This is a genomic window from Lentzea sp. NPDC036949 (assembly GCF_055608075.1).
This window is the reverse complement of sequence record NZ_JBVJRA010000012.1, coordinates 165,127-190,689: the sequence shown is the minus strand read 5'-3', so window position 1 is coordinate 190,689 and position 25,563 is coordinate 165,127. Positions and strand designations below refer to the sequence as shown.

28 protein-coding genes are annotated in these 25,563 nt (G+C 70.0%); 15 read left to right on the top strand and 13 right to left on the bottom strand.

What is annotated here, in order from left to right; translation table 11 throughout:
* Positions 1 to 34: 34 nt before the first annotated feature.
* From ACZ7CD_RS30365 to ACZ7CD_RS30345, 5 genes are all read left to right on the top strand, one after another.
* Entirely contained in the window at positions 35 to 1,357 is a 1,323-nt protein-coding gene (locus ACZ7CD_RS30365; protein WP_470380248.1) for a glycosyltransferase, read from the top strand.
* Between the two features lie 92 nt (positions 1,358 to 1,449).
* The gene (locus ACZ7CD_RS30360; RefSeq protein ID WP_470375588.1) at positions 1,450 to 2,025 is read left to right on the top strand and encodes a biotin transporter BioY; all 576 of its coding nucleotides are present in this window, start codon (positions 1,450 to 1,452) and stop codon (positions 2,023 to 2,025) included.
* 10 nt (positions 2,026 to 2,035) lie between these two features.
* Entirely contained in the window at positions 2,036 to 2,704 is a 669-nt protein-coding gene (locus ACZ7CD_RS30355) for a hypothetical protein (RefSeq protein WP_470380226.1), read from the top strand.
* A 26-nt stretch (positions 2,705 to 2,730) separates the two neighbouring features.
* Positions 2,731 to 3,558: a TIGR04222 domain-containing membrane protein gene (locus tag ACZ7CD_RS30350; RefSeq protein ID WP_470380225.1), complete on the top strand. Its 828-nt coding sequence runs from the start codon at positions 2,731 to 2,733 to the stop codon at positions 3,556 to 3,558.
* Positions 3,559 to 3,658: 100 nt separating this feature from the next.
* Positions 3,659 to 5,668 (top strand): ATP-dependent DNA helicase, encoded by a 2,010-nt coding sequence (locus tag ACZ7CD_RS30345; protein ID WP_360398177.1) that lies wholly within the window; start codon positions 3,659 to 3,661, stop codon positions 5,666 to 5,668.
* Here the strand turns inward: ACZ7CD_RS30345 and ACZ7CD_RS30340 are convergent.
* The 8 genes from ACZ7CD_RS30340 to ctaD form a co-directional block, all read right to left on the bottom strand.
* Positions 5,625 to 6,233, bottom strand: coding sequence for a VOC family protein (locus ACZ7CD_RS30340; RefSeq protein WP_470380224.1), 609 nt, complete (start codon positions 6,231 to 6,233; stop codon positions 5,625 to 5,627). The genes ACZ7CD_RS30345 and ACZ7CD_RS30340 overlap by 44 nt on opposite strands.
* Before the next feature lie 48 nt (positions 6,234 to 6,281).
* A complete protein-coding gene (locus tag ACZ7CD_RS30335; RefSeq protein WP_470380223.1) occupies positions 6,282 to 6,581 on the bottom strand; it encodes a hypothetical protein in 300 nt (99 codons plus the stop codon).
* The gene (locus ACZ7CD_RS30330) at positions 6,578 to 6,883 is read right to left on the bottom strand and encodes a PadR family transcriptional regulator (RefSeq protein ID WP_470371334.1); all 306 of its coding nucleotides are present in this window, start codon (positions 6,881 to 6,883) and stop codon (positions 6,578 to 6,580) included. The genes ACZ7CD_RS30335 and ACZ7CD_RS30330 overlap by 4 nt, the downstream gene beginning before the upstream one ends.
* A gap of 10 nt (positions 6,884 to 6,893) precedes the next feature.
* Positions 6,894 to 7,466 carry a VOC family protein gene (locus ACZ7CD_RS30325; protein WP_458434121.1) on the bottom strand — a complete coding sequence of 191 codons (573 nt, stop codon included), beginning with the start codon at positions 7,464 to 7,466 and terminating at the stop codon, positions 6,894 to 6,896.
* 23 nt (positions 7,467 to 7,489) lie between these two features.
* Entirely contained in the window at positions 7,490 to 8,872 is a 1,383-nt protein-coding gene (locus tag ACZ7CD_RS30320; RefSeq protein WP_470380222.1) for a phospholipase D-like domain-containing protein, read from the bottom strand.
* A gap of 43 nt (positions 8,873 to 8,915) precedes the next feature.
* Complete coding sequence (locus ACZ7CD_RS30315; RefSeq protein ID WP_470380247.1) at positions 8,916 to 9,542, bottom strand: peptidyl-tRNA hydrolase; 627 nt, start codon at positions 9,540 to 9,542, stop codon at positions 8,916 to 8,918.
* Positions 9,543 to 9,598: 56 nt separating this feature from the next.
* Complete coding sequence (gene serB / locus ACZ7CD_RS30310; RefSeq protein WP_470371336.1) at positions 9,599 to 10,813, bottom strand: phosphoserine phosphatase SerB; 1,215 nt, start codon at positions 10,811 to 10,813, stop codon at positions 9,599 to 9,601.
* Between the two features lie 90 nt (positions 10,814 to 10,903).
* On the bottom strand, positions 10,904 to 12,691 hold the full coding sequence (ctaD, locus tag ACZ7CD_RS30305; protein WP_360398163.1) for an aa3-type cytochrome oxidase subunit I: 1,788 nt from the start codon (positions 12,689 to 12,691) through the stop codon (positions 10,904 to 10,906).
* Between the two features lie 176 nt (positions 12,692 to 12,867).
* Here ctaD and ACZ7CD_RS30300 point away from each other — a divergent pair, with 176 nt between their 5' ends.
* Both ACZ7CD_RS30300 and ACZ7CD_RS30295 read left to right on the top strand, forming a co-directional pair.
* Positions 12,868 to 13,356, top strand: coding sequence for a DUF305 domain-containing protein (locus tag ACZ7CD_RS30300; RefSeq protein ID WP_360398161.1), 489 nt, complete (start codon positions 12,868 to 12,870; stop codon positions 13,354 to 13,356).
* A 15-nt stretch (positions 13,357 to 13,371) separates the two neighbouring features.
* On the top strand, positions 13,372 to 14,166 hold the full coding sequence (locus tag ACZ7CD_RS30295) for a phosphotransferase (protein WP_470380221.1): 795 nt from the start codon (positions 13,372 to 13,374) through the stop codon (positions 14,164 to 14,166).
* Here the strand turns inward: ACZ7CD_RS30295 and ACZ7CD_RS30290 are convergent.
* The 4 genes from ACZ7CD_RS30290 to ACZ7CD_RS30275 form a co-directional block, all read right to left on the bottom strand.
* Positions 14,163 to 14,882 carry an LPXTG cell wall anchor domain-containing protein gene (locus tag ACZ7CD_RS30290; protein WP_470380220.1) on the bottom strand — a complete coding sequence of 240 codons (720 nt, stop codon included), beginning with the start codon at positions 14,880 to 14,882 and terminating at the stop codon, positions 14,163 to 14,165. The two genes, ACZ7CD_RS30295 and ACZ7CD_RS30290, sit on opposite strands and share 4 nt — an antisense overlap.
* Positions 14,883 to 15,068: 186 nt before the next feature.
* Positions 15,069 to 15,248, bottom strand: coding sequence for a hypothetical protein (locus tag ACZ7CD_RS30285; protein ID WP_458434125.1), 180 nt, complete (start codon positions 15,246 to 15,248; stop codon positions 15,069 to 15,071).
* Positions 15,249 to 15,579: 331 nt separating this feature from the next.
* Entirely contained in the window at positions 15,580 to 16,791 is a 1,212-nt protein-coding gene (locus ACZ7CD_RS30280; RefSeq protein ID WP_458434126.1) for an aKG-HExxH-type peptide beta-hydroxylase, read from the bottom strand.
* 104 nt (positions 16,792 to 16,895) lie between these two features.
* Complete coding sequence (locus tag ACZ7CD_RS30275) at positions 16,896 to 17,048, bottom strand: hypothetical protein (protein WP_360398153.1); 153 nt, start codon at positions 17,046 to 17,048, stop codon at positions 16,896 to 16,898.
* 160 nt (positions 17,049 to 17,208) lie between these two features.
* Between ACZ7CD_RS30275 and ACZ7CD_RS30270 the strand changes: the two genes are divergently transcribed.
* The 3 genes from ACZ7CD_RS30270 to ACZ7CD_RS30260 all read left to right on the top strand — a co-directional run bounded on the left by ACZ7CD_RS30270 (position 17,209) and on the right by ACZ7CD_RS30260 (position 19,440).
* The gene (locus ACZ7CD_RS30270) at positions 17,209 to 18,006 is read left to right on the top strand and encodes a FadR/GntR family transcriptional regulator (RefSeq protein ID WP_470380219.1); all 798 of its coding nucleotides are present in this window, start codon (positions 17,209 to 17,211) and stop codon (positions 18,004 to 18,006) included.
* A gap of 89 nt (positions 18,007 to 18,095) precedes the next feature.
* Positions 18,096 to 19,226, top strand: a complete 1,131-nt coding sequence (locus tag ACZ7CD_RS30265; protein ID WP_470380218.1) for a hypothetical protein — start codon at positions 18,096 to 18,098, stop codon at positions 19,224 to 19,226.
* A 55-nt stretch (positions 19,227 to 19,281) separates the two neighbouring features.
* Entirely contained in the window at positions 19,282 to 19,440 is a 159-nt protein-coding gene (locus ACZ7CD_RS30260; protein ID WP_458434128.1) for a hypothetical protein, read from the top strand.
* Between the two features lie 243 nt (positions 19,441 to 19,683).
* Here ACZ7CD_RS30260 and ACZ7CD_RS30255 read toward each other — a convergent pair whose 3' ends face one another.
* Positions 19,684 to 19,836, bottom strand: coding sequence for a hypothetical protein (locus ACZ7CD_RS30255; protein ID WP_470371343.1), 153 nt, complete (start codon positions 19,834 to 19,836; stop codon positions 19,684 to 19,686).
* 120 nt (positions 19,837 to 19,956) lie between these two features.
* Here ACZ7CD_RS30255 and ACZ7CD_RS30250 point away from each other — a divergent pair, with 120 nt between their 5' ends.
* The 5 genes from ACZ7CD_RS30250 (at position 19,957) to ACZ7CD_RS30230 (ending at position 25,561) form a co-directional block, all read left to right on the top strand.
* Positions 19,957 to 20,940, top strand: coding sequence for a LacI family DNA-binding transcriptional regulator (locus ACZ7CD_RS30250; protein ID WP_360398145.1), 984 nt, complete (start codon positions 19,957 to 19,959; stop codon positions 20,938 to 20,940).
* A gap of 105 nt (positions 20,941 to 21,045) precedes the next feature.
* The gene (locus ACZ7CD_RS30245) at positions 21,046 to 22,374 is read left to right on the top strand and encodes an ABC transporter substrate-binding protein (RefSeq protein ID WP_470380217.1); all 1,329 of its coding nucleotides are present in this window, start codon (positions 21,046 to 21,048) and stop codon (positions 22,372 to 22,374) included.
* Position 22,375: 1 nt separating this feature from the next.
* Positions 22,376 to 23,233 (top strand): carbohydrate ABC transporter permease, encoded by an 858-nt coding sequence (locus ACZ7CD_RS30240; RefSeq protein WP_360398141.1) that lies wholly within the window; start codon positions 22,376 to 22,378, stop codon positions 23,231 to 23,233.
* Positions 23,230 to 24,063 carry a carbohydrate ABC transporter permease gene (locus ACZ7CD_RS30235; protein WP_470371345.1) on the top strand — a complete coding sequence of 278 codons (834 nt, stop codon included), beginning with the start codon at positions 23,230 to 23,232 and terminating at the stop codon, positions 24,061 to 24,063. The genes ACZ7CD_RS30240 and ACZ7CD_RS30235 overlap by 4 nt, the downstream gene beginning before the upstream one ends.
* 13 nt (positions 24,064 to 24,076) lie before the next feature.
* Positions 24,077 to 25,561: a glycoside hydrolase family 13 protein gene (locus ACZ7CD_RS30230; RefSeq protein WP_470380216.1), complete on the top strand. Its 1,485-nt coding sequence runs from the start codon at positions 24,077 to 24,079 to the stop codon at positions 25,559 to 25,561.
* Positions 25,562 to 25,563 lie beyond the last annotated feature (2 nt).

The following is a 25,563-nucleotide window of genomic DNA, read 5'->3' as shown; positions in this document are numbered from 1 at the left end:
CGTCCTCGGGTTCACGCAGGCGCTCGCCCTGACCATGAGCGTCGCCTTCGTGACGTACGTGTTCGTGATCGTGGTGCCGTACCTGCGGCGCAAGCCCGCGCCCGTCGGTGAGCCGTCGTCGTTGGAGTGGCACTTCTTCGTGCCGTGCCGTGACGAAGAGGCCGTCATCGGTGACACGATCCGCTATCTGCGCGGGACGTTCCCCATCGCGCACGTGTGGGTCATCGACGACGACTCCGACGACCGCACCGCGGGAGTCGTGCGCGCGTTGAAGCGCAACGGTGGCGTTCGCGACCCGAACATCCATCTCGTGCAACGCCAACGCCCGTACGCGCGCACCGGCAAGGGCAACGCGTTGAACGACGCCTACCGCACGGTGAAGCTGTGGATGGGCCGGCGCGCGGACACCGAGAGCGCGATCATCGTCGTGGTCGACGCGGACGGCCGGCCGGCGCCGAACTTCCTGGAGGTGTGCGCGGCCCACCACCTCTTCGGCAACCCGCGGATCGGCGCGGTGCAGGTGGACGTGCGGATGATCAACGCGGGCCAGCGCCAGCCGGGGGTGTCGCGGTGGCGGCGCGCGTTCGGTGCCGGGCTGGTGCGCATGCAGGACCTGGAGTTCCGCACGGCCATCGCGGCGATCCAGCTGTCGCGCGGCGCGACCGGCACGATCTCCATGGGCGGCAACGGACAGGCCACGCGACTGTCCGCTTTGGACTCGATCGCCGGACCGGCGGGCAGCCCGTGGCGCGGGTCGCTGCTGGAGGACTTCGAGCTCGGCGTGCACCTGCTGACCGAGGGCTGGCACACCGGGTTCACGCTCGACACGCACGTGAACCAGGAGGCGCTGTACTCGTTGCGCCGGTTCCTCGCGCAACGCACCCGGTGGGGTCAGGGGACGATGCAGTGCACGCGCTACCTGCGGCGCATCTGGGACTCCGACCACCTGACCACGCTGGGCGCTGCCGAGATGACGTACTACCTCGCCCAGCCGTGGATGCAGCTGCTCGGCACGCTGATCTACCCGATCCCGGTGGCGCTCATGGCCTACCGGTTCGCCGTGTCGCCGTCGGAGGTCGTGTTCTGGTTCTTCGACGGCGCGTGGGTCCTGTTCACCGTGTACGGCGCGTTCGGGCTGTTGCCGTTCGTGCTGTGGGGACCGGTGTACCGCGCGCGTTGCGAACCCGTGGGTTTCTGGAGGTCCATCGGGTACGGGTTCGGTTACGCGTTGTACATCTACACCTTCTACATCACGTCGTGGCGCGCGGTGGTCAGGCTGGCCCGAGGCCACAACGGATGGGCCAAGACCAGGCGCAACACCGAACGCGTGGGCGGCAAGGTCGCACTCGATGTGTGACCGGTCACTTTGTGGAGACCAGACAAAGACGTTCTCGAGTTCCCCTGGTTAATCTCAGGCCCTCTTGCCATTCCGCCTGGGAGGGAACGCTCGTGGCCGCTCTCGCACTCGCGCCCCGTCGCACCGTGCTCGCCGACTTCGTCCCGGGCGCACTCGCCCGCGACCTCACCCTCGTGGTGGCCGGTGCCGCCCTCACCGGTCTCGCCGCGCAGGTGGCGCTGCCGATCCCGGGCAGCCCGGTGCCGCTGACCGGTCAGACGTTCGCCGCGCTGCTGGTCGGTGCCGCGCTGGGCTGGCAGCGCGGCGCGATCTCGATGCTGCTGTACCTGATCGCCGGTGTCGCCGGTGTGCCGTGGTTCCAGGGCGGTTCGTCCGGCGTCCCGGTGTCGCTGGGCTACGTGGTGGGCTTCGTGTTCGCCGGTGCCCTGGTCGGCGCGCTCGCCGCCCGCGGTGGTGACCGCACGCCGGTGCGCACGGCCGGCACGATGGTGCTGGGCAACCTCGCGATCTACGCGGTCGGCGTGCCGTGGCTGATGGCGATGACCGGCATGGGCCTGGTGAAGGCGCTGTCGGTGGGCGTGCTGCCGTTCCTGCTCGGTGACCTGCTGAAGGTCGCACTGGCCGCCGGTCTGCTGCCGGGCGCCTGGGCCCTCGTCCGCCGCCGGTAGCGTGGACCGGGTGGTGACGCCCGGGGAGTACCTGGACCTGCTGGATGCGCGCCTGCCCGGTCTTGTGGCAGGCGCGCATCTTCACGGCTCGCGCGTGCTGGACGACGTGGTCTTCGACTCCGATCTGGACGTCGTCGTCGAGCTCGCCGCTGCTGCTGATGTGCCCGCCGTGGACGGTGTGGACGTTTCCGTGGTGATGGCGGGCGACCTCTCTCGTCCCGTTTCTTCGGTGACGCCTCTTTTCGGCGAAGTCACGCCCGTGTTGTGGCAACAGTTGCGGACCGTCGGTCAGACCGTGCGCGGCACACGGCCCGCATGCCCGGTCACTGCTGCTGAGGTGGCGGCGTACTGCCGTGGGAACCTCGTGTCGTACTGGAAGCCTCAGCTCGACGCCGGCCGTGCCGCGCTGAGGACCGTCGACCAGCGCATCCCGGTGTTCCGCGAGGCCGTGCTGTGGGTCGGTCTGGGTCCCGCGCGCCTGTGGCACACCATCCGCACGGGTGAGATCGTCAGCAAGTCCCGCGCCGGCGTCCTGGCCGCCGAGCAGTGGCCCGACCTCGGCCCGTTGCTCCTGGACCTGGTCGCGGCTCGCCGGGACGCCACCGCCGTGCTGACGCCGGACCACCTCGCGGCGGCACTCGACCTGGGTGACCGCGTCCTCGCCGACGTGACCGCTTGATCTCGTTCGGTGACCGGCGTAACACCGTGCCCCGGCCCGTCGAGAACTCCGTGACGTCCCCTGCTCACGGAGATCCCCCAGTGCAGACCACCCCCGAGGAACTCGCCTGCCTCGCCGGCGGCCCCCGCCGCGCCGCCGAGGTCGCCGTCGCCCGCCTCGCCGACGCGGGTCAGCTGCGCCTGTCCCGTGAAGGCTTCGCCACGGCCACCTCCCGCCACGGCGCCGCCACCCCGCTGGAGGCCCGCGTCCTCGGCGAGCTCCGCCGCTCCGGCCGCTACCTGCCGGACCTGCTGTCCGCGGTGGCCGAGAGCCAGGAGGCCGCAGGCCTGCGCGCCCACCTGGTGGACCGCGGTCTGCTGCGCGCCCGCCGTTCCCTGCGCCCGCGCCTGTACCCGTGGCTGTTCCTGCTGGGCTTCGCCCTGGTCGGTGCGGGTGTTGTGGCGTTCGTGGCACCGGACGTGCTGTCGTTCGTGCCGGTGACCGTGCCGGGCTGGGCGTACTTCCCCGCGGCGGTGGCCCTGATCGCGCTGGCCGCCGTGCTCGGTGCCCGTGACCCCGGCCGCCTGCGCACACGGGCGGCGATGCGGATCGTGCGCCGCGCCGAGGCCCAGGTGTCGTCCGCGCGCAGCACCGAACGCCACACCCCGCACTACCGCCTGCGCGCGGTCGCCGTGGCCGGTCTGGGCGGGCAGGCGGCGTTGTTCGGGCTCACCCCGGCCGTGGTGGGTGCGCGGACCAAGTCGTCGGACGGCGGCAGCAGCTGCGGCGGCGGTTGCTCGTCGAGCAGTTGCAGCAGCAGCGACGGCGGCAGCAGCTGCGGCGGCGGCGGTTGCGGCGGCGGAGGCGGCGACTGACCCAGTCGGTAGTGGAAAAGTGCCTGTTGATGTTGAGTTGGCGGTACTCGCAGATGCGGGTGGAGCAGGAGTGTCGGGGGTGGCGGGTACGGTCTTCCCCGTGCCTGAAGTTCCCCCCACCCTGAGCCTGCTGGAAACCGCCGTCCACGCCGTCGGCGGCGCCGAGCGCCCCGGTCAGGTGGAGATGGCCGAGGCCGTCGACCGCTCCATCCGCACCGGTGAGCACCTGGCCGTGCAGGCGGGGACCGGCACCGGCAAGTCGCTCGCCTACCTGGTGCCGAGCATCCGGCACGCGGTCGCCGAGAGCGAGACCGTGGTGGTGTCGACGGCCACGATCGCGTTGCAGCGGCAGCTGGTGGACCGGGACCTGCCGCGGCTCGCGAAGGCGTTGAAGAAGGAGCTGGGGCGCGAGCCCACGTACGCCATCCTCAAGGGGCGGCGGAACTACCTGTGCATGCACCGGGTGCACAACGGCGCGCCGGAGGAGCCGGAGGACGCGCTGTTCGACCCGTTCGCCGTGTCGAAGCTCGGGCGTGAGGTGAAGCGGCTGCACGAGTGGTCGTCGGACACCGAGACGGGCGACCGGGACGAGCTGGTGCCCGGTGTCAGCGAGCACGCGTGGCGGCAGGTGAGCGTCACGGCCAGGGAGTGCCTCGGGGTGTCGAAGTGCCCGATCGGGTCCGACTGCTTCGCCGAACGGGCACGGGCGCAGGCCGGCAAGGCCGATGTCGTGGTCACGAACCACGCGATGCTCGCCATCGACGCCCTTGAGGGCTACCAGGTGCTGCCGGAGCACGACGTGGTGGTGATCGACGAGGCGCACGACCTGGTCGACCGGGTCACGTCGGTGGCCACGGAGGAGCTCACCGGGGCGTCGATCTCGATCGCGGCACGGCGCTGCGGGCGGCTGATCGACCAGGACGTCGCCGACCGGCTGGCGGAGGCGAGCGACGGGCTCGCGATGATCCTGGAGGACCTGCCCGCCGGCCGGCTGGACGAGCTGCCGCGGGCCTTGGCCGGTGCGCTGGCGGCGACGAGGGACGCGGCGCACATGTGCATGTCGTCGCTCGGGCCGGAGCGCAAGGAGGACGTGGACGGCGCCACGGACCGCAAGCTCGCGATGTCGTTGCTGGAGGAGGTCCACGACTGCGCGGTGCGCATCCTCGACGCGTTCGGCGAGGAGCGCGACGTGGTGTGGGTGTCGGGCGACTTCAACCAGAAGACGCCGGCGTTGCGCGTCGCCCCGCTCGGGGTCGGCGGGCTGTTGCGGGAGCGGTTGTTCGGCAAGCGCACCACGGTTCTCACGTCGGCGACGCTCACGCTGGGTGGCGCGTTCGACGCGATGGCGCGGCAGTGGGGGCTGCCGCCGTCGGAGCAGGTCCGCAAGATCGAGGGTGCGGCCACCGACAAGGAGGTCAGGGACGTCGACGGTCCGAAGTGGAGCGGTCTCGACGTCGGCTCGCCGTTCGAGCACCGGTCGAGCGGCATCCTCTACGTGGCACGGCACCTGCCGCAGCCGGGCCGGGACGGGCTGCCGAAGGAGTACCTCGACGAGATCGAGGGGCTGGTGAACGCCGCCGGCGGTCGCGCGCTGGGGCTGTTCTCCTCGACGCGGGCGGCCAAGGCGGCTGCGGAGGCGTTGCGGGACAAGATCGAGTACCCGATCCTCTGCCAGGGCGACGACGCGACCGGCCTGCTGGTGAAGAAGTTCGCCGAGGACGAGCGCACGTGCCTGTTCGGCACGCTGTCGCTGTGGCAGGGCGTGGACGTGCCGGGGCCGAGCCTGCAGCTGGTGATCATGGACCGCATCCCGTTCCCGCGCCCGGACGACCCGCTGGCCTCCGCGCGCCAGAAAGCCGTCAACTCCCGGGGAGGCAACGGCTTCCTGACGGTCGCGGCGACGCACGCGGCCCTGCTGCTCGCCCAGGGCGCCGGCCGCCTGCTGCGGTCGATGTCGGACAAGGGCGTGGTCGCGATCCTCGACCCGCGCCTCGCCACCGCCCGTTACGGCGGCTTCCTGCGCGCCTCGCTGCCTCCGTTCTGGACGACCTACGACCCGGACGTGGTCAGGGCCGCTCTCCAGCGCCTGGACGCGGCGCAGACCCGGTGACGCGCTCGACCAGCTCGTCGCGGTAGGCCTCCGCCGCCGCCCGTTCCGGATCGTCGGCGGAGGCCCGCTTCAGCGCACCCTCCAGGATCTTCAACGCCTGGCGCTCATCTCCGCGCGCGTCCCCCTGGCGTGCGGCGTTCTCCATCGCCCTGGCCAGCGCGGTCCGTGCCTCGGGTGCGGTGCCGGGCGTGCTGATCCGGATCCAGTTGCCGCCGGGGTCGACGACGGCGAACCCGGTGTACCGGTCGTTGCGCAGCCGGGGCCGGGTCATCCGCGGGATGCCGGAGATGAGCAGTTTTCCGTGCACGGCACGCATTCCCGCCGCGAACGCTTCGAACAACTCGTTGATGTCCGGCACGATGACCACGCACGTGCTGTACGACTGCTCCGGGTCGTAGCCGTCCATGCCGAAGAAGTGCAGGTTGATGTCTTCGCGCCGCAACCCCACATAGGGGTTCGGCTTCGTCTGCCGGTACGTGATCTCGAACCCGAGCATCTCGTAGAACGGCGCGATCTCGTCAATGGAGGGACAGGGCAGAAGTGGAATCGTCAGTTCGTTCGCCACTGCCCGAAGCTAAGCCCGGTCCCGCCGGAACGACACCGAGCTATTTGCTCATGCGAACAGCATGACCACGCCGGCCAGCACGAACAACGCCGACACCACCGCGATCGCCAGCACACGGCCACGCGGCGTCTGCGCGTGCCGCAACGCCATCCCCAACGGTCCGATCCCAGCCACAACAGCTCCCTTCGACGGCATGACGACAACAGTGAGCAAAGCCCCGAACGCCACGCGCACCGGCGACATGCCTAGTTCGCGCGCCCCGGCAACATCCGCTTCCCATTGCTCGCGATAGCGCTCATCGCCCACAACGGCAGCCGCGAGGCGCACCAACAACAACGCGACTCTCATTGCGCCGCCCTCGGCACGAAACGCGGTTCCGGAGCACGCGCCGCGACCACGCGACGAGCCTCCGCCGCACCGTCGGGCGTCAGCACGTACATCCGCCGCCGCGGCCCCTTGCGCGTGTCGTCGTCCTCCCACGACGACGTCACCCAGCCGGCCCGCTCCAACCGGTCCAGCAACGGGTACACACTGCCCGACGGCCGCCCGGTCAGCTTGATGATCTCCAGGCCCCAGCGGGGTCCGGAGGCGCCGAGCAGCACCTCCAGCACGTCCACCGTGGCCTTGCCGATGCGGCGCAGTGGCTCCACGCCAGTAATACTACCTATGTAGATTAAGCCGTTCAAGCAGCTCTTCGCGGAACTCCAGCGCCGACGCCAGGTCGTCCTCCGACGCGTCCCGCTCGCGGGCCAGCGCCCCTTCGAGGATGCGCAACGCCTGCCGTTCCGCCCCGTGCGACCCGGCCAGCGTCTCCGCGCTGTGCAGCGCCCGCGCCAGCCCGTTGCGCGCGGGCTCGCTCTCCTCCACCGCCGGCACGACGCGGATCCAGTTGCCGCCGGGGTCGACCACGAGGAACCCGTCGCGCCGGGGCCGGGTCATCCGCGGGATGCCGGACGACAGCACCTTCCCGTACACCGCCCGCATGCCGTGGGCGAACGCGTCGAACACCTCACGCGTGTCCTCCACCTGCACCAGGCACGAGCTGTACGACGTGGCCGGGTCGAAGCCGCGGATGCCGAAGAAGTGGAGCTGGACGTCCTCGCGCCGCACCGACAGGTAGGGCGTCGGCCGGTACTGCCGGTGCGTGATCGTGAACCCGAGCATCACGTAGAACTCGGCCACCTCGTCGATGGAGGCGCACGGCAGCAGCGGGATCGTCACCTCGTTGGCCACGCAGGCCACGCTAGACCCGGAGATCAGCCGTCGACCAGCAATCCGCGCAACGGTCCTTGCAGCCTTCCAGCCCGTCGCGACACCCCGGGCAGCGGCATCACCCGTGACGGCCGCTTCAGCGCCGGGCGCCAGATCTCGTCCACGACCTCGTGCGCGGGCCCGGACACGTCGGCGTCCAGGTGCTCCGCCCACAGCCGCAGCCGGGTCGAGCGGGCCACCTCGGCGTCGTCGGTCACGACGTTCACCTCGGTGTCGTTGAACAGCGAGTGCTCGTTCAGGTTCGCCGAGCCGATCGACAGCCACTCGTCGTCCACAATGGACAACTTGGCGTGCACGTACACCGGTGCATCGCCGTGGGAGACGAGGGTCGCGGCGATCAGCCGGCCGCCCTCGGGGTCGGCGTCGAGCAGCCTGCCCAGCTGCCCGCGGGTGGTGTCGGCGCCGTTGCTGGGCTTCTGCGGCAGCAGCAGCACCATCCGGAACTCGTCCGACGGCGGGTTGCTCAGCTTCTCCAGCAGCACCTCGGTGATCTCCGGCGACCACAGGAACTGGTTCTCGATGTAGATCAGCGACTTGGCCGCGCGGAACGCCCGCAGGTACGAGTCGAGCAGCGTGAAGTCGCCGTGCGGCGCGAAGTCGTAGGTGCCCTCGGGGATCGTCCGCACCAGCTGCACCGACGACGAGCCCGCCTCCGGTGGCACCTCCGGCGCGGGCAGGGTCTCCCCCGCGATCTCCAGCCACCGGGCGGCGAAGTGGGCGGCCACCTCGGACACCGCCGGGCCGGAGACCTTCGCGATGTGGTCGTGCCAGCCGAGGTCGCGCGGCGGGTGCTCGGGCGAGTCGTGCCGGTCGCCCTCCACCGCGGTCATGTCGAGGCCGCCGACGAACGCCACGTCGTCGACGATCACGACCTTCTCGTGGTGGCAGTGCAACGTCCGCTCACGCGCGTCCAGCTCGCACCGGACCGCACCGCACTCCAGGAACGCGCGCTTCGCGGCCTCCGCGCGTTTGCGGGTCGGCTCGAAGAACGGCACCGGCGGCCCCGCCCACAGCAGCACCCGCACCGGCACCCGTTCCGCGGCGGCGGCCAGCAGCTCGCGCAACTGCGGCGCACCCGGCTCACGGGTCAGCCGGAAGTCCGGCGAGGCGTGCCAGTTCGCGATGTGCACGTACTTCTGGGCGTTCTCGATGGCCTCGGCGATGGCGGGGAACGCCTCGGCGCCGTCGACGAGGACCTGGATCTTGTTGCCGTGCTGGACCGGACGGCGCGGGGTGAACCACCCGGCGCCGTCGCCGTCCAGCACCTCGCCCCAGCCGAGCCGGCGGAGCCTGCGCGTGTGGTGCGAGCACAGCAGGTTCTCCAGGCCGTCACCCAGCCTGGAGTCGAGCACGTCGAGTAGGCCCACAGAACGTGGATTTACCCGAATTACGCGGTTCTAACCCGAAATGTCAGCCCAGAGGTGCGATCACAGTTGTCGTCCCCGGCTCCACCTCGGTGAAACCGGCGTCCCGCACCGCCATGACGTCCGCGCTGTGCACCAGCGCGTCCCACTCGGCCACCGACGGTGTGCGCACGGCGCAGCGGTAGTCGATCGCCGCCCACGCCTTCAGCTCGTCGTCGGACAGGTGCGGTGCGAGCAGCATCGACGCGTGGCCGACCTGGGCCGCGAGCTTGCCGGCGGACATCTCCACGCGAGGGTTCGTGTACAGCACGTGGGCCCCCTCGGGCACCGCACCCGGCTCGTCGAGGGGCAGGTCCGACCCGGAGATCTGCAGCTTGGCGACCTCGCGGGGCGTCTCGGAGACCAGCACCGGCAGCAGCGAGCGGACCGACGCGCCCTCCACGGTGACCGTCACCCCCGGCAGCGCCTGCACGGCCTCCCACTGCACGCCACGGGCCCGCCGCGACACCTTCCGGATCCGCCCGGCCACCCACGCCCGCACGGCCTCGTGCCACTCCCCGCCCTCGTCGGCACGCGGGTCGAGGCACACCGCGACCGCCGACGCGGCCGCGGCCTCCAGCAACGCGGTGCGGCCCGGCGGGTCGACGCGTTCGATGCGCATGACCATCGGCATCGCGCGGACTTCCGACTCCTCGGCGTAGTTCCGGGAGGCGATCAGGTCGAGGATCGTCACAGCCGGGTCGACTCCAGGCCGTCCGCGGCGTCCGCGGCCTCCACCTCGGCGCGGGTGACGCCCAGGATGAACAGCACGGCGTCCAGGAACGGGTGCGACAGCGCCGTGTCGGCCACCTCGCGCAGCGCGGGCTTGGCGTTGAACGCGATGCCCAGGCCCGCCGCGTTCAGCATGTCGATGTCGTTCGCGCCGTCACCGACCGCCACGCACTGGGCCAGCGACACGCCGGCCTCCTCGGCGAACCGGCGCAGCGCCACGGCCTTGCCCGGCCGGTCGACGATCTCGCCGACGACCTTGCCGGTCAGCTTGCCGTCGACGACCTCCAGCGTGTTCGCCGCGCAGAAGTCCAGCTGCAGCTCGTCCGCGAGGCCGGTGATCACCGACGTGAACCCGCCGGACACCACACCGCAGTAGAAGCCGAGGCGCTTGAGCGTCCGGATCGTCGTGCGGGCACCGGCCGTGAGCTCCAGCGACGCCCCGACCTCGTCCAGCACCGTCGCGTCGAGGCCCTCCAGCAGCGCCACCCGCCGCCGCAGCGACTCGGCGAAGTCGAGCTCGCCGCGCATCGCGGCCTCGGTGATCTCGCGGACCTGCTCCTCGCACCCGACGTGCGCGGCCAGCATCTCGATCACCTCGCCCTGGATCAGCGTGGAGTCGACGTCGAACACGACGAGCCGCTTCGCCCGGCGGGTGAGCCCGGCCCGTTCGACCGCGATGTCGAGGCCGACCCGCACGGAGACGTCCGCGAGCGCCGACCGCAGCTCCGAGTCGTTCTCCAGCGTGTCGTCCGCGACGGACACGCGCAGCTCCAGGCCCGTGACCGGGTAGTCGGCCACACCGCGGATCGCGTCGATGTTGACGCCCAGCGAGGCGAGCCGGCGGGCGACCTCGGTGAACGCCTTGGCGGTCACCGGGCGGCCCAGGACGATCAGCACGTGCGAGGACTCCAGGCGCGCGCTGCGCTTCGAGTCGGCGCCGACCTCGATCTCCACCTGCATCGAGACGGTCGCCATGGCCTGCTCGACGGCCTCCTGCAGGCCCTCCGGGTCGTGGTCGGTCGACACCAGCGCACCCAGCACCAGCCGGCCCCGGATCACGACCTGCTCGACGTCGAGCACCTCGACCCCGTGCCTGGTCAGCACGGCGAACAGCACCGAGGAGACACCGGGCTTGTCGGGACCGGTCACGGTGATCAGCACGGGCGTTTTCACGTCGTCGTCTCCTCGCAGCACGCGTAGTACGCGACGAGCCCCGGCCGCACGCGGCGGCCGGGGCTCGTCGTTGAACCTGTGACGTGCAGGTTACTTGTGGTCGGAGTCGTCCTTCTCGGAGGCCGTCCCCGACTTCAGCGCGGAGGCCGCCAGCTCCGACAGGGCGGGCGGCGCGTCCTCGTGCCGGATCGCCTTGCCGGTGAAGGTCACGTGACCCTCGTTGCGGATGCGCTCCACCATGTGCGGGTAGTGCAGCTCGAACGCCGGGCGCTCCGAACGGATACGGGGCAGCTCGGTGAAGTTGTGCCGCGGCGGCGGGGACGAGGTCGCCCACTCCAGCGAGTTGCCGTAGCCCCACGGGTCGTCCACGGTCACGACCTCGCCGTACCGGTACGACTTGAAGACGTTCCAGATGAACGGCAGCGTCGACGCGCCCAGGATGTAGGCACCGATCGTGGAGATCATGTTGAGCGTGGTGAAGCCGTCGGACGCCAGGTAGTCGGCGTACCGGCGCGGCATGCCCTCGTTGCCCAGCCAGTGCTGGACGAGGAACGTCGCGTGGAAGCCGAGGAACGTCGTCCAGAAGTGCAGCTTGCCCAGCGGCTCGTCCATGAAGCGACCGGTGATCTTCGGGAACCAGAAGTAGATGCCCGCGAAGGTCGCGAAGACGATCGTGCCGTAGAGCACGTAGTGGAAGTGCGCCACGACGAAGTACGTGTCGGACACGTGGAAGTCGATCGCGGGCGCGGCCAGCAGGATGCCGGAGAGACCACCGAAGAGGAACGTGACGATGAAGCCGATGCTGAACAGCATGGGCGTCTCGAACGTCAGCTGGCCCTTCCACATCGTGCCGATCCAGTTGAAGAACTTCACACCGGTCGGGACCGCGATGAGGAACGTCATGAAGGCGAAGAACGGCAGCAGCACGGCGCCGGTCGCATACATGTGGTGCGCCCACACGGCCACCGACAGGGCGGCGATGCCGAGCGTCGCGTAGACCAGGCCGTTGTAACCGAAGATCGGCTTGCGGCTGAACACCGGGAAGATCTCCGACACGATGCCGAAGAACGGCAGCGCGACGATGTAGACCTCGGGGTGGCCGAAGAACCAGAAGAGGTGCTGCCACAGGATCACGCCGCCGTTGGCGGTGTCGAACACGTGGGCACCGAGGTGGCGGTCGGCCAGCAGGCCGAGCAGTGCCGCGGTGAGGATCGGGAACGCGAGCAGCACCAGCACCGACGTCACCAGGATGTTCCAGGTGAAGATCGGCATCCGGAACATCGTCATGCCGGGCGCGCGCAGGCAGACCACGGTGGTGATCATGTTCACCGCGCCGAGGATCGTGCCGAGACCACCGATCACCAGACCGGCGATCCACAGGTCGGCGCCGACACCGGGCGAGTGGATGGCGTTGCTCAGCGGCGTGTACGCGAACCAGCCGAAGTCGGCGGCACCACCGGGGGTGATGAAGCCCGACATCACGATCAGGCCGCCGAAGAGGTACAGCCAGTACGAGAACGCGTTCAACCGCGGGAACGCCACGTCGGGCGAACCGATCTGCAACGGGAGGACGAAGTTCGCGAAGCCGAACACGATCGGCGTCGCGTACAGCAGCAGCATCACGGTGCCGTGCATCGTGAAGAGCTGGTTGAACTGCTCCTGCGAGAGGAACTGCATGCCGGGCCTAGCCAGCTCGGTCCGCATCAGCATGGCCATCGCGCCGCCGACCATGAAGAAGGCGAACGAGGTGACCAGGTACATGATGCCGATTTGCTTGTGGTCCGTGGTGCGGAACATCCGCAGCAGGAAGGACCCCTTGACCGCAGTGCGCGTCGGAAAAGGACGCGTTGCGATCGGCTGCGGGGCTACGGCCGTCACGGTGCCTCCAGGCCTTGGTGGGACCAGTCGTTCGGGAAACTCCCCGGATATTAGACGCAGCCGATCAGCTCCACTCGGGTGGGCCATGGCCCGTGGCCAGCGGCGTAGCGCAGGTCACACGTAAGGTGACCCCCGTGCTTCGTACGTTCGCCGTAGCCGCGACCCTTCTGCTGGGTATGTCCCCTTTGGCCGCGTGCGGCTCGCCCGCCACGCACAACTCGGCGGACGTCGCGTTCGCGCAGGGCATGGTCCCGCACCACGAGCAGGCCGTGGAGATGACCGGTCTGGTGGCCGAGCGCACGGACAGCGCGCACGTCGTCGACCTGGCCGAGCGCATCGCGCGGCACCAGCAGCCGGAGATCGACCGCATGAACGGCTGGCTCAAGGCGTGGGGCGCCCCGGTGAAGGCCTCCTCGCACGCGGACCACGGGCACGCCGCCGACCACGGCATGGTCGACCTCGGCACCCTCGCCGACCTGCGCGGGACCGACTTCGACCGGCAGTGGCTGTCGCTGATGATCCAGCACCACCGCGGCGCCGTGGAGATGGCGCGCAAGCACCTCGACGCCGGTACCGACCCGGGCGCGCGCTCGCTCGCGCAGGACGTCGTCGCAGCTCAGGAGAAGGAGATCGCGGAAATGGAGTCGCTCCTGCCCCAGGGGTGATGTGACCCTCGTCCCATGAGCGCCTCCGCCGCCGTGAGGGCCGCCGTGTCACTGGCCGCCGCGCACGGCATCACCGCCACGGACCCGGCCGTGCTGAAGGACGGCAGCAACGTCATCGTCCACCTGCGCCCGGCACCGGTGGTGGCCCGTGTCGCCGCCCGCACGGCCCTGGTGCGCCCGTCCGTGGCCGATCACTTCGCGCGTGACCTGGCGATTTCCGCGTTCCTGGCCGCTCGTGGCGTGCCGGTCGTGATGCCCTCGGCGGAGCTTCCCGCGGGGCCGCATCCGTACGACGGGTTCGTGGTGTCGTTCAGCACGTTCGTGCCGCACGACCCCGGCTACGAGTTCTCACGCCTTGACGTGCTCAAGCTGCTGCCCGCCCTGCACGCCGAGCTGCGGTCCTATGACGGCCCTCTGCCCGTGCGCGGCCCTGTGGACGACGTCGACAACACGCTGGCCTATCTGAATGGCATAGGCGTGCCGGATCTTGAACCGTTCCGTGAACGTCGTGCCGAGCTCATGGCGTCGTGGGACGCCCACTACCGCGATGTCCAGCCTCTGCACGGCGACCCGCACTGCGGCAACCTGCTGATGGGCCCGCACGGTCCCGTGTGGCTCGATTTCGAGGACACCTGGCGCGGCCCGGTCGCCTGGGACCTCGCCTGCCTGGCCGGTGCCGAAGGCGCGGAAGCCGCCCGGCGCACCGTGGAGACCTACGGCGGCGGGGCGGCTCCCGAGGACGTGGAGTTCCACGTCCGCACACGCATCCTGTTCGGCACGCTCTGGGGCGTGCTGATGCAGAACTCCTAGGCGCGGCGCCTGCGCAGCACGAACAGCACGGCGGCACCGGCGGCGAGCAGGGCGGCGCCCAGGCCGATCAGCCAGGCGGACCCGAAGCCCGTGGAGGCCAGGTCGTCGTCCTCGTTCACCGGCACGACGGCGGCGTTGGTGGTGGTGACGGCCGGCGCGGACGTGACGGCGCCGGAGGACGAGGTGGTCGTGGTCGTCACCGGCGAGGTCGTCGTCGTGGTGGTGCCACTGCTCGACGTGGTCGTGACCGTCGTGGTCGTCGTGGTGGTCGAGCTGCTGCTGCTCGACTGCTGCGTGGTGGTCCCGCACGCGTACCAGTGGCTGATCGCCGGCACCTGCCCGCCGTTGTTCTGCGGCGCCCGCAGGTCGTTCCACGGCAGCGAAGCGAGCTTGGGGGCCAGGTAGACGTTGTAGGCGTCCCCGCCCTTGACCACGACACCCGTGATCGTGGTGCCGGCCGGGACGGCGGTGATGTCGACGTCCTGCTGGTTCGCGCCACCGGTGAAGGTGAACTGGCCGGGCGCGATCGGCGTGCCGCTGAGCCCACCGACGGTGCAGGCGTCCCTGTGGTTGATGTCGACGTTGCCGTCGTAGGCGACCGCACGCTCGTCACCGGACACCGGCGCCGGCGCCGGCTTGGCAGTGGCGGCGGTCGTGAGCGCGAACAGGGCCGCCACGGCGGAGGCGGCGAGGCCGGCGGTTCTCAGGGGCGTCATGCGCATCGGGTTGCTCCATTGGGGTCGGCGGGTTGCCGAGATCTAAGACCATCGGCGTGCGCTTGACGGACCAGTAACCAACTCACAGTAGGCCTTGTGGCCCAGTTGTTATACGACCACGAGGAGGTGTGCACCCGAACGAGGAAAGGGCCGGCTGGTGGCCGGCCCTCCTCCGTCGATCACGACTCAGTCGTTCTGCGCGCCCTCGGAGGGCCTCAGGAACACGGTGCCACCGTTCGGCATCCGCCTGAACCAGTCGACCGGGGTGACGGGCTGACCGATCACCGGACCCGCACCGGTCGGGAGGTGCGGAACAGGGACGCCGGGAGTCTGCGGCCGGCGAAGAGGCTGGTTCGGGGTGGTCATCGTTCCTTCTCGAGAAGTGAAGCGGAACCCTGTGATGATCTTCAGATGGTGCCGCACCGCACCGGTGCGGAACTCGAACCGGAACGTGCGTCGCCGAAAACTAGCGGACCGGGCTTCGTGGGCCGTCAACCGCCGCTTCCCGCGGAACGGGATTCGGCAGCCTACATCGGACCGCAAACCCCTTTCACCAGCAGTTTTCCCGACACGGACGAGCCCGGCGCGAGCAGCTTTGCATTCTCACCCGATCGGGTTCGCGCGGCGGAACCTTCGGTAAGCCGCACCGCTTCACCGGGACGAACGGCACCCGGCGGGAGCGCCAGCCGCGGACCGCTCAGGACACCCGTTCGACGATCGAGCTCGCCAGGAGCGAGGCCAGCGCGGCCCTCGAACGCCGCGCCGCGGTCTCCCCGTCCACCGTCCACGACCTGCTCGCCCCCGCAACGATGTCGTCGTACGCCACCGGACCGCCGTCGTGCGGCAGCCGGCCGATCACCCGGCCCGCGTCCTCGTCCAGGAAGAAGATCTCCGGCAGCGGGGCCACCCGGCCCACCACCGCGCGTCCCGACGCGGCACGCCGGTGGCGGACGCCCGCGCCGAGGCGGAACCGGTCGCCGGCGCCGATCCCGGCACCGCCGTCGTCCACAACGGACGGAGCGCCGCCCGGCTCGCCCGCGAGAGCGCGCAACAGCCAGCGCGCGTCCGGACGCAGGTCCTGTTCATGGGTGAGCAGCCACGCGCCGATCTCCTCGGCCCGCTCGCGCGCCTTCGGCAGCAGCGAGTCGGGGCCGGGCTCGACGCCCGCGCAGGCCTGCGCGAACTGGGCGAGGCAGCTGTAGGCGTGCCAGGCCGCGAACGTCTGCTCCAGCGGCCACCGCGCGTGCGACCAGGACGTCTCGAAGAGCTCGACGTCCTCGGCGTGCGCGTCGAGGAACTCGCGAGTGATCGCCAGGTCGAAGAACTTCTCGTGCGCGCCCTCGTGCACGAGGGCCTCGGCCACCTCGATCGGCAGCGCGGGCTCGTCGACCAGCACGATGCCGGGCACGTACCGCGACGACGCGGAGACGACTCCCCCGGACGTCTCCCGCTTGAGCACGGCGAGCATCGACACGTGGGCGAGCAGGTCGCCGGCGGTGTCGGGGGCGAGGGCGCGGAACAGCCGGACGCCGTCGGTGACGACCCGCAGCGCCGCCGAGAAGCGCTCCCCGTCCGCCTCGGTCAGCGGCTCCACGACCACACCGGGCGGCGCGATGATCCGCAGCGGTGCTTCGAGCAGCACGGCCGACCTCGGGTCCGCGGCCACCGGCACACCGGCGTCCCGCACGCGCAGGCCGGCCGCCTCGTGCAGGCGAGCGAGGTCCAGGTCGCCGGCACCGGCGAGGGCGCGGCCGATCTCGTAGCGGACGACCGGGTGGTCGGCGAGGTTGTCCGACAACTCGGTGCCCGGCGCGAACAGGTCGGCCGCGAGGCGGTAGAGCGTGCGCCGTTCGTCGACCAGGACGGCTGCGGGCGCGATGCGCGCGTGCAGCGTGTGAGCAGTGGCCACCGCCGAGACCCTAGAGCACCCGGTGGCCCTTTCCCGAAACGGCGCCCGGAAGAGGAGGTGCCCGGCCTGCGGGCGGCGCAGACCGGGCACCCTGGTTCTGCTCATCAGCCGAACATGATGCTGGTGACGTTCACGAAGCCGACGACGGCCAGCGCGACGACCGAGACGGCGACCATCGTGAGCACGGTGCGCCATCCGATCGCGGTGACGGCGACTGCGACGGCTGCTGCGATTCCGAGTGCACTCCCTGCGGACATCTCGTTCCCCTCCCGACTGGGCGAGCCGGGGCTCCTCGGTGTGGGCGGTCCGAGGCCTCTCGCCCCAGTGCAAGGATCGCCTAGTTGTAGGTTGTCTGTCAACTGCGGACAGGTTGCCAGACAAGTTGCAACCAGACCGCCAGCGCCCTACGCTGGGCCAATGCCCGCCGACGACTCCCATCTGGGCGAGAGCTGGGCGCTCTCGCCCGACTCGCGACGGCCGCTTCCGGAGCTCATCGAGCAGAAGCTCCGGGAGCAGATCATCGGCGGCACCCTCAGGGCGGGTGATCGACTGCCCACCGAGCCGGAGCTGGCCCGCAAACTGGACGTCGCCCGCTCGTCGTTGCGCACGGCTCTGCAGCGCCTCCAGCTCCAGGGCATCGTCGAGGTCCGCCGCGGCCTGGGCTGGTACGTCCGCCGCACCGACCTGACCGCTGTCGAGGAGCACCTGGAGGGCCGCCTCGCCGCCCGCCAGTTCACGCACACCGACCTGCTGGAGGTGCGCATCGCCCTGGAGACCACGGCCGCCTCGCTGGCCGCGGTCCGCGCGGGTGACGGCGAGCTGGACGAGCTCGCGAAGCTCAACCACCGCTACCAGCGCGCCGAGGTGGAGGACGTGCAGGAGGTGATCGAGGCGGACGAGGAGTTCCACTCGGCACTGATCCGCGCGGCGCACAACGAGCTGCTGGAGCAGATGTACCAGGCCCTCGTGCCCGGTCTGCAGGACTGCAAGCGCCACGCGCACCCGTCCCGCGAGGTGCACAACCGCTCGGCGAACGAGCACGAGCAGGTCATCTGGTTCCTGCGCCGCCACGACGAGGTGGGCGCGAAGAGCGCGATGACCACGCACCTGCTCGGGTTGTACGACGACCTGACGTCCGACGACACCAAGCCCCGCGCCGGCCTGAGCACCTACGTCGGCGTGCACGACGAGCCGATGTGGGACCGCTCCCGCTAGTACGGCGTCCACCGAACGGGTCTGGTGCCGCTGCCCCGTCACTCCCACCATGTATGGACGAGCCGGTGGAGTGAGGGGGCGGCGGGAAGGTGGCGCACAGGCGGGTACAGGCGCTGGCCCTCGCACTTTTCTTGGTCCTGCTGGCCGCCCTCGACCTGAGCGTCGTCCTGCTCTGGCAACCCGCCACCCGCTCGGTGCTGCACGACGTGCTCGTCGTCGCCTGGCCGCTGCCCGCGCTGGCCGGGTTCCTGCTCGGCGCCTACGAGCTCTTCTTGCACCAGCGCCTGGTCGCCGAGGTCGGCCGGCTGACCGGTCCCGTCTTCCTGGAGCACCTGCTCCCCTCCGAGGTGCTGCGCACGTTCCTGGCCTCCGTCTACGGCCCGAACGTCGCCAACGACGACGTGGTCGCCGGCGTCCTGGGCGGCAGCGGCATGCTCCCCCGCGGCGACGACCTCACGATCAGCACCGGCACCACCGTGAAGCTGGAGCTGCAGGGCATCGACACCAAGACCTACCACCTGATGACGACGCAGCGGTACCAGTTCCGCAACAGCGTCCCCGTCGACCGCTTCGTCATCTTCGCGACCTCCAACGCCCTGCTGCGCGACACCATCAGCGCCGCCTGCCGCTACCCGCTCTTCGAGCTGTACTTCATCCCCGACTCGTCGCTGTTCCTGGAGTCCGTCGACGACCTGCGCCGCTCCACCCAGATCGCCATCGACTACCTCGACCACGAGGGCCAGCGCCGTTCGGCGGAACCGAGCCAGATCCCGCCGGTCGAGGTGAGGTTCGGCGAGTGGGCCACCTACCTGACGTTCTTCCGCGAGGCGATGGGCCCGCTGCCCAAGCTCAGCCCGATGAGCCACATGAGCGACCTGCGGATCTTCGAGTGCGACCTCTCCGGCATCGCCGACGACCACGTGGTGCGCGCGATCTGCGGCCTGACGGTGTGGTCGCGCACCTTGCAGCGCACCAACGACGGGTTCTGCTACTGGCAGTCGCCCTACCCGTCCTTCGTGGACACCATCAGCTTCGACGCGACGGGGCTCGCGGTCGCCGAGTCGCCGCCGCACGAGTTCCGGGTCATGCCGTTCACGTTCCGGTCGGCGACGGCGTCCGCGCAGTGGCTGCAGGCCGGGGAGCTGCGGGACCTGGACGTGCGGTCGTGGTTGTTGCCGGGGCACGGGGTGGCGTTGCTGTGGCGGGAGGCGCTGGGCTGACCGCCGGCCGCGGTCACCAGATGGCCGCGATGCCCTGCCGCCCTTGGTGTCGAGGATGAGCGAGCCGACGCCGTCGAGGAACGGCTGCACCCACACCTGCAGCTCACCGTCCTGCGTGAGCTCGCGCAGGACCATCGCGACCGTCCGGACGAACATCGGCCTGACAGCGGACCAGAACAGGAAGTGGTCGGCGAGCGTCTGCGACCACCGGTAGTGGTGCCGCACGCGAACGAGCTCCGACGTCTCCCGGCTCAGGTCGGCGATGAAGAGCACAACGTCGGCGTCCGTCATCCCGACCGGCAACGAGATGTGCCGGCGCAGAGCGCTGGCCGGCACCCTGCGGAACTCGGCTTTGCGCACCGCGCCGTGCTCCGGTCCCGCATAGCACTCGAGCCGCTCCTCGAACGCGTTCGCCGCCTCCCGGAAGGTGTCGAGCGCGCGGGATCTCTTGCAAGGGTCAGGGACGCCGGTAGACCGTGCCGCCGCCGTTCGGCATCCGCCGGAACCAGTCCACGCCGCTCACCTTCGGCTGCGGCCGGCCGAACCGGTCCGGCTCGGCCGGCGCGGGCACCATCGGCGCGGGCACGCTCGGAACAGGTTCGGAAGCCATGACGTCTCCCCTCGCCCGGGAACGGCCCTCCAGCGTAGCCACGAGCCACCCCGGCGGCCTCCCGCCAGCCGGGTGAGCGTGGCGCGCAAATGAACGCAAGAACTTGCGTACACTTGCGCCATGACGCAACGGAGGCTGGCCGAGGTCGCGGCCAAGGTCGGGGTCAGCGAGGCCACCGTCAGCCGGGTGCTGAACGGCAAGCCCGGCGTGTCGGACGCCACCCGGTCGGCGGTGCTGACAGCGCTGGACGTGCTGGGGTACGAGCGGCCCACCCAGCTGCGGGGTGAGCGGGCGCGGTTGGTCGGGCTGGTGCTGCCGGAGCTGCAGAACCCGATCTTCCCGGCGTTCGCGGACGTGGTGGGCAACGCGTTGGCCCAACGGGGCTTCACGCCCGTGCTGTGCACGCGGACGGCCGGTGGGGTCACGGAGGCGGAGTACCTGGAGCTGCTCCTCGAACAGCACGTCAGCGGGATCGTGTTCGCCGGCGGGCTGTACGCGCAAAGGGATGCAAGCCACGGGCACTACCAGCAGATGATGGCCAGGAAGCTGCCCGCGGTGCTGGTCAACGCCGCCATAGACGACCTGGCGTTCCCGCGGGTCAGCTGCGACGACACGGTGGCGGTGGAGCAGGCGTACGGGCACCTGACCTCGTTGGGGCACAAGCGGATCGGTGCGGTGCTGGGGCCGCCGGACCACATGCCGAGCCAGCGCAAGCTGGAGACGATCCAGCGGTGTGGCGGGGCGGACGTCGAGCACGCCATGTTCAGCCTCGAAGGCGGGCAGGCGGCGGCGACCAAGCTGGTGCAGCGCGGCGTCACGGCGATCATCTGCGCCAGTGACCCGCTGGCGCTCGGCGCCATCAGGGCCGTCCGGCGGGCGGGGCTGGACGTGCCCAAGGATGTGTCGATCATCGGGTACGACGACAGCGCCTTCATGACCTGCACCGATCCGCCCCTCACCACGGTGCGGCAGCCGATCGAGGCCATGGGGCGGGCGGCCGTGGAGCTGCTGGCGAACCAGATCAGCGGCAACGCCGTCGCGCCCGACGAGCTGCTGTTCGAGCCGGAACTGGTGGTGAGGGCCTCCACGGCACCGGCCAGGTAGGTCAGTCAACTTCTTGCGAGTTTCAGTCTGGATATTGCGTTCAGATGTAACGGAGACTTATGGTCGCCGTCACATCGACGCGCTCGCGAGAAGGGCGGCCCCACCATGAAGAAGTCCGCTGCCGTGTTGTTGGGCTGCGTGCTCGTTGCCGGCTGTGGGAGCGGTACCACGGCTGACACGGGCGGCAAGGTCGTGATCAACATCAACGGTCAGCCGCCGCAGACGCAGGCGTTCGACCGCAAGGTGTTCGACGAGGACGTCGCGGAGTTCGAGCAGCAGAACCCCGACGTCGACCTCGTGCCGCACGAGGGGTTCATGGACCCGAAGACGTTCTCCGCCAAGCTCGCCGGCGGGCAGCTGGAGGACGTCTTCTACGTCTACTTCACCGATCCGGCGGCGCTCATCGCGCGCAAGCAGGCCGCCGACATCACCGACCACGTCAAGGACGTCCCGCATTACGGCGACCTCAAGCAGGAGCTCAAGGACGTCTTCACGGTCGACGGCAAGGTCTACGGGCTGCCCACCGCCAACTACACGATGGGTCTGCTCTACAGCCGCGCGAACTTCACCAAGGCGGGCCTCGACCCGAACACGCCGCCGCGGACGTGGGACGAGGTCCGCGCGGCCGCCAAGAAGCTCAAGGACGCCGGTGTCACCGGGTTCGCCGAGTACAGCAAGAGCAACCAGGGCGGCTGGCACTTCACCACGTGGATGAAGTCCGTCGGCGGGGACGTCGCGCGCAAGGACGGCGAGAAGTACAGGGCCGACTTCAACAACGACAAGGGCAAGGAAGTCCTGCGCCGGCTCAAGGAGATGCGCTGGGACGACGGCTCCATGGGCGAGAAGCAGCTCCTGGAGATCGGCGACGTGCAGAACATGATGGGCGCCGGGCAGCTCGGCATGTACCTGGCCGCGCCGGACAACGTCGCCGCGATCGTCAACCAGTTCAAGGGCAAGTACGACGACTACGGCCTCGCCGCGATCCCCGGTCAGCAGGGCACGCTGCTCGGCGGCGAGGGCTACATGATCAACCCGAAGGCCACGCCGGAGAAGATCAAGGCCGGTCTCAAGTGGGTGCAGTGGAAGTACCTCAACCCGGACCGGCTCGAAGCGAACCTGCAGAAGTACAAGGACCGCGGCCAGCCCGTCGGCCTGCCGATCCCGCCGATCGCCGACATCTGGACCGGTGAGCCGCGCAAGCGGCAGGAGGAGCTCAAGGGCAGGTACGCCACCATGCCGGTGCAGAACTTCCAGGCCTACGTGGACGGTTCGGAGAAGACCAGGGGCAGCCTCGAACCGCCGCAGGCGCAGCAGGTCTACGCGATCCTCGACAACGTCGTGCAGGCGGCCCTCACGAACAGGGACGCCGACCACGCGCAGCTGCTCGCGGACGCGGAGACCAAGGTCAACGCCGTTCTGGCGCAGGTGAAGTAGGTTGCGGCGGCACGTCACCGCGTACGGCTTCCTCAGCCTCGCGCTCGTCGTCTTCGCGGTGTTCTCCTGGTACCCGATCGTGCGCGGGGTGGTCCTGAGCTTCCAGCAGGTCAACTTCGTCTCCGACCCCGAGTGGGTCGGCTGGGAGAACTTCCGGCGCCTGTTCGACGACCCGCTGTTCGCGGTGGCGTGGCGCAACACGGCCTACTACACGGTCCTCGCGCTGCTGATCGGTTTCGGCGTCCCGTTCCTCACCGCCGTGGTGCTCAACGAGCTGCGGCACGCCAAGGGCTACTTCCGGCTGCTGGTCTACCTGCCGGTGATGCTGCCGCCGGTCGTCACGGCCCTGCTGTGGAAGTGGTTCTACGACCCGGGACCCGGCCTGTTCAACTCGGTCCTGCGCGGAGCCGGGCTGCCGGGCCTGCAGTGGCTCGACTCGGCGGACACCAGCCTGATCAGCATCGTCCTGCTCACCACGTGGGCGAACATGGGCGCGGCGACGCTGATCTACCTGGCCGCGCTGCAGACGATCCCCGGCGAGCTGTACGAGGCCGCGGAGCTCGACGGCGCGGGGATCTTCAGGAAGGTCTGGAACGTCACGATCCCCCAGACCAAGTTCGTGCTGCTGATGTTGTTGCTGCTGCAGGTCGTCGCGACCATGCAGGTCTTCACCGAGCCGTTCATCATGACCGGCGGCGGCCCGGAGGACTCGACCGTCACGGTCCTGCTCCTGCTCTACCGCTACGCCTTCGTCTACAACGACTTCGGCACCGCCAGCGCGCTCAGCCTCATCCTGTTCGCGGTGCTCGGCGTCTTCTCCTTCCTCTACCTCAAGCTCACCAGGAGGGCGGACGCGTGAGGACCCTCACCAAACCCGGCGGCAAGCTCTACTGGGTCGTCCTCGCGCTCACCCTCGTCCTGTTCACGGTCGCGTTCCTCGTGCCGCTGGTGTGGGTGCTGCTCGGTGCGTTCAAACCACCGGCCGAGCTCGCCCAGCAGCCGCCGACGGTCCTGCCGCGGACGTGGGAGCCGGGTGCGTACGCCGACGCCTGGAACTACATGGACCTCGGCAAGTTCTTCCTGAACACCGTCGTCGTCGCGTTCGGGGCGTGGGCGGTGCAGATGGTCGTGATCATCCCGGCCGCGTACGCGCTGTCGAAGCTGAAGCCGTTGTTCGGCAACGTGGTCCTCGGCCTGATGCTGGCCACGATGATGCTGCCCGCCACGGCCTTGCTGGTGCCGGTCTACCTCACGCTCACCGACCTGGGCCTGCTGAACAACCCGGCCGGCATCTGGCTGCCGGCCGCGGCGAACGCGCTGAACGTCTACCTGCTCAAGCGCTTCTTCGACCAGATCCCCGAGGAGCTGCTGGAGGCGGCCAGGATGGACGGTGCGAGCACCTGGACGGTCCTCACCCGCATCGTCCTGCCGATCTCGCGCCCGATCCTCGCCGTCGTCTCCATCTTCACGGTCGTGGCGGCGTGGAAGGACTTCATCTGGCCGCTGCTCGTGTTCCCCGACCCGGCGAAGCAGACGCTCAGCGTCGCGTTGCAGCGCTTCGCACCGGACACCCCGATCAACCTCCTGCTCGCCGGGCTGGTGCTGGCGAGCCTGCCGATGGTGGCGCTGTTCCTGGCGTTCCAGCGGCACATCCTCGCGGGGCTCACCGCGGGATCTATCAAGGGCTGAAAGGACACCGCGCATGAGCTGGTGGCGCAACGCATCCATCTACCAGGTCTACCTCCGCAGCTTCGCCGACGGCAACGGTGACGGCGTCGGCGACCTCGCCGGCCTCAGGCAGCGTCTCCAGCACATCGCCGGACTCGGGTTCGACGCGATCTGGCTCAACCCCTGGTACCCCAGCCCGCTGGCCGACGGCGGGTACGACGTGGCCGACTACCGCGACATCGAGCCGGTGTTCGGCACGCTGGCCGATGCCGAGGAGCTCATCGCCGACGCGCACGACCTCGGCATCCGGATCATCATCGACCTGGTGCCGAACCACTGCAGCGACCAGCACCCGTGGTTCAGGGACGGGTTGTGGGACCGCTTCCACATCCGGGACGGCGAGGAGCTGCCGAACGACTGGAAGTCGCGGTTCGGCGGGCCCGCGTGGAGCAAGCTCGACGACGGGCGGTGGTACCTGCACCTCTACGCCGCCGAGCAGCCGGACTTCAACTGGGAGAACCCGGTGGTCCACGCCGAGTTCGAGGACATCCTGCGGTTCTGGCTCGACCGGGGTGTCGACGGGTTCCGCATCGACGTGGCCGACGGGCTGGTCAAGGACTTCTCGAAACCGGACGCGGACCTGCCCTACTCCGACCAGGACGGCGTGCACGAGATCTACCGGCACTGGCGCAAGGTCGTCGACGAGTACGACGGCGACCGGATCCTCGTCGGGGAGATGTGGCTGCCGGACCCGGAGCGGTTCGCGCGGTACCTGCGCAACGACGAGATGCACAGCGCGTTCAACTTCGACTTCCTGTGCTGCCCGTGGAACGCGGCCGAGCTGCGCAAGGTCGTCGACAGCACGCTCGCGGCGCACGAACCCGTGGGCGCGCCGCCGACCTGGGTGCTGTCCAACCACGACGTCACGCGGCACGTCACGCGGTACGGGCGGGAGAAGACCGGGTTCTCGTTCGCGGACCGGCAGCACAGGGCGCCCACGGACTTCGAACTGGGCACGAAACGGGCCCGCGCGGCGATCATGCTCACGGCGGCGCTGCCCGGTGGGGTGTACGTCTACCAGGGCGAGGAACTGGGGTTGTGGGAGGTCGAGGACCTGCCGGACGAGCTGAGGGAGGACCCGGTGTGGCACCGGTCGGGGTTCACCGACCGCGGGCGCGACGGGTGCCGGGTGCCGCTGCCCTGGTCCGCTGACGACGGTCCGAGCTGGTTGCCGCAGCCGGAGAACTGGCAGGAGTTCTCGGTCAGCGCGCAGACCGGCGAGCCGGGGTCCATGCTGGAGCTGTACCGGCGGGTCTTCGCCCTGCGCAAGGCCGTCGAGGGCGACCTGGAGTGGCTCGACCTGGGCGAGGACGTGCTGGCGTTCCGGCGCGGCGACCACACCTGTGTCGTCAACCTGTCCGGCCACCCGGTCGCGCTGCCCGGGACACCGGTGGTGACCAGCGTGCCGCTCGACGACGACGGCAGGCTGCCGGTCGACGCGGCTGCCTGGTTGGGCTAGAA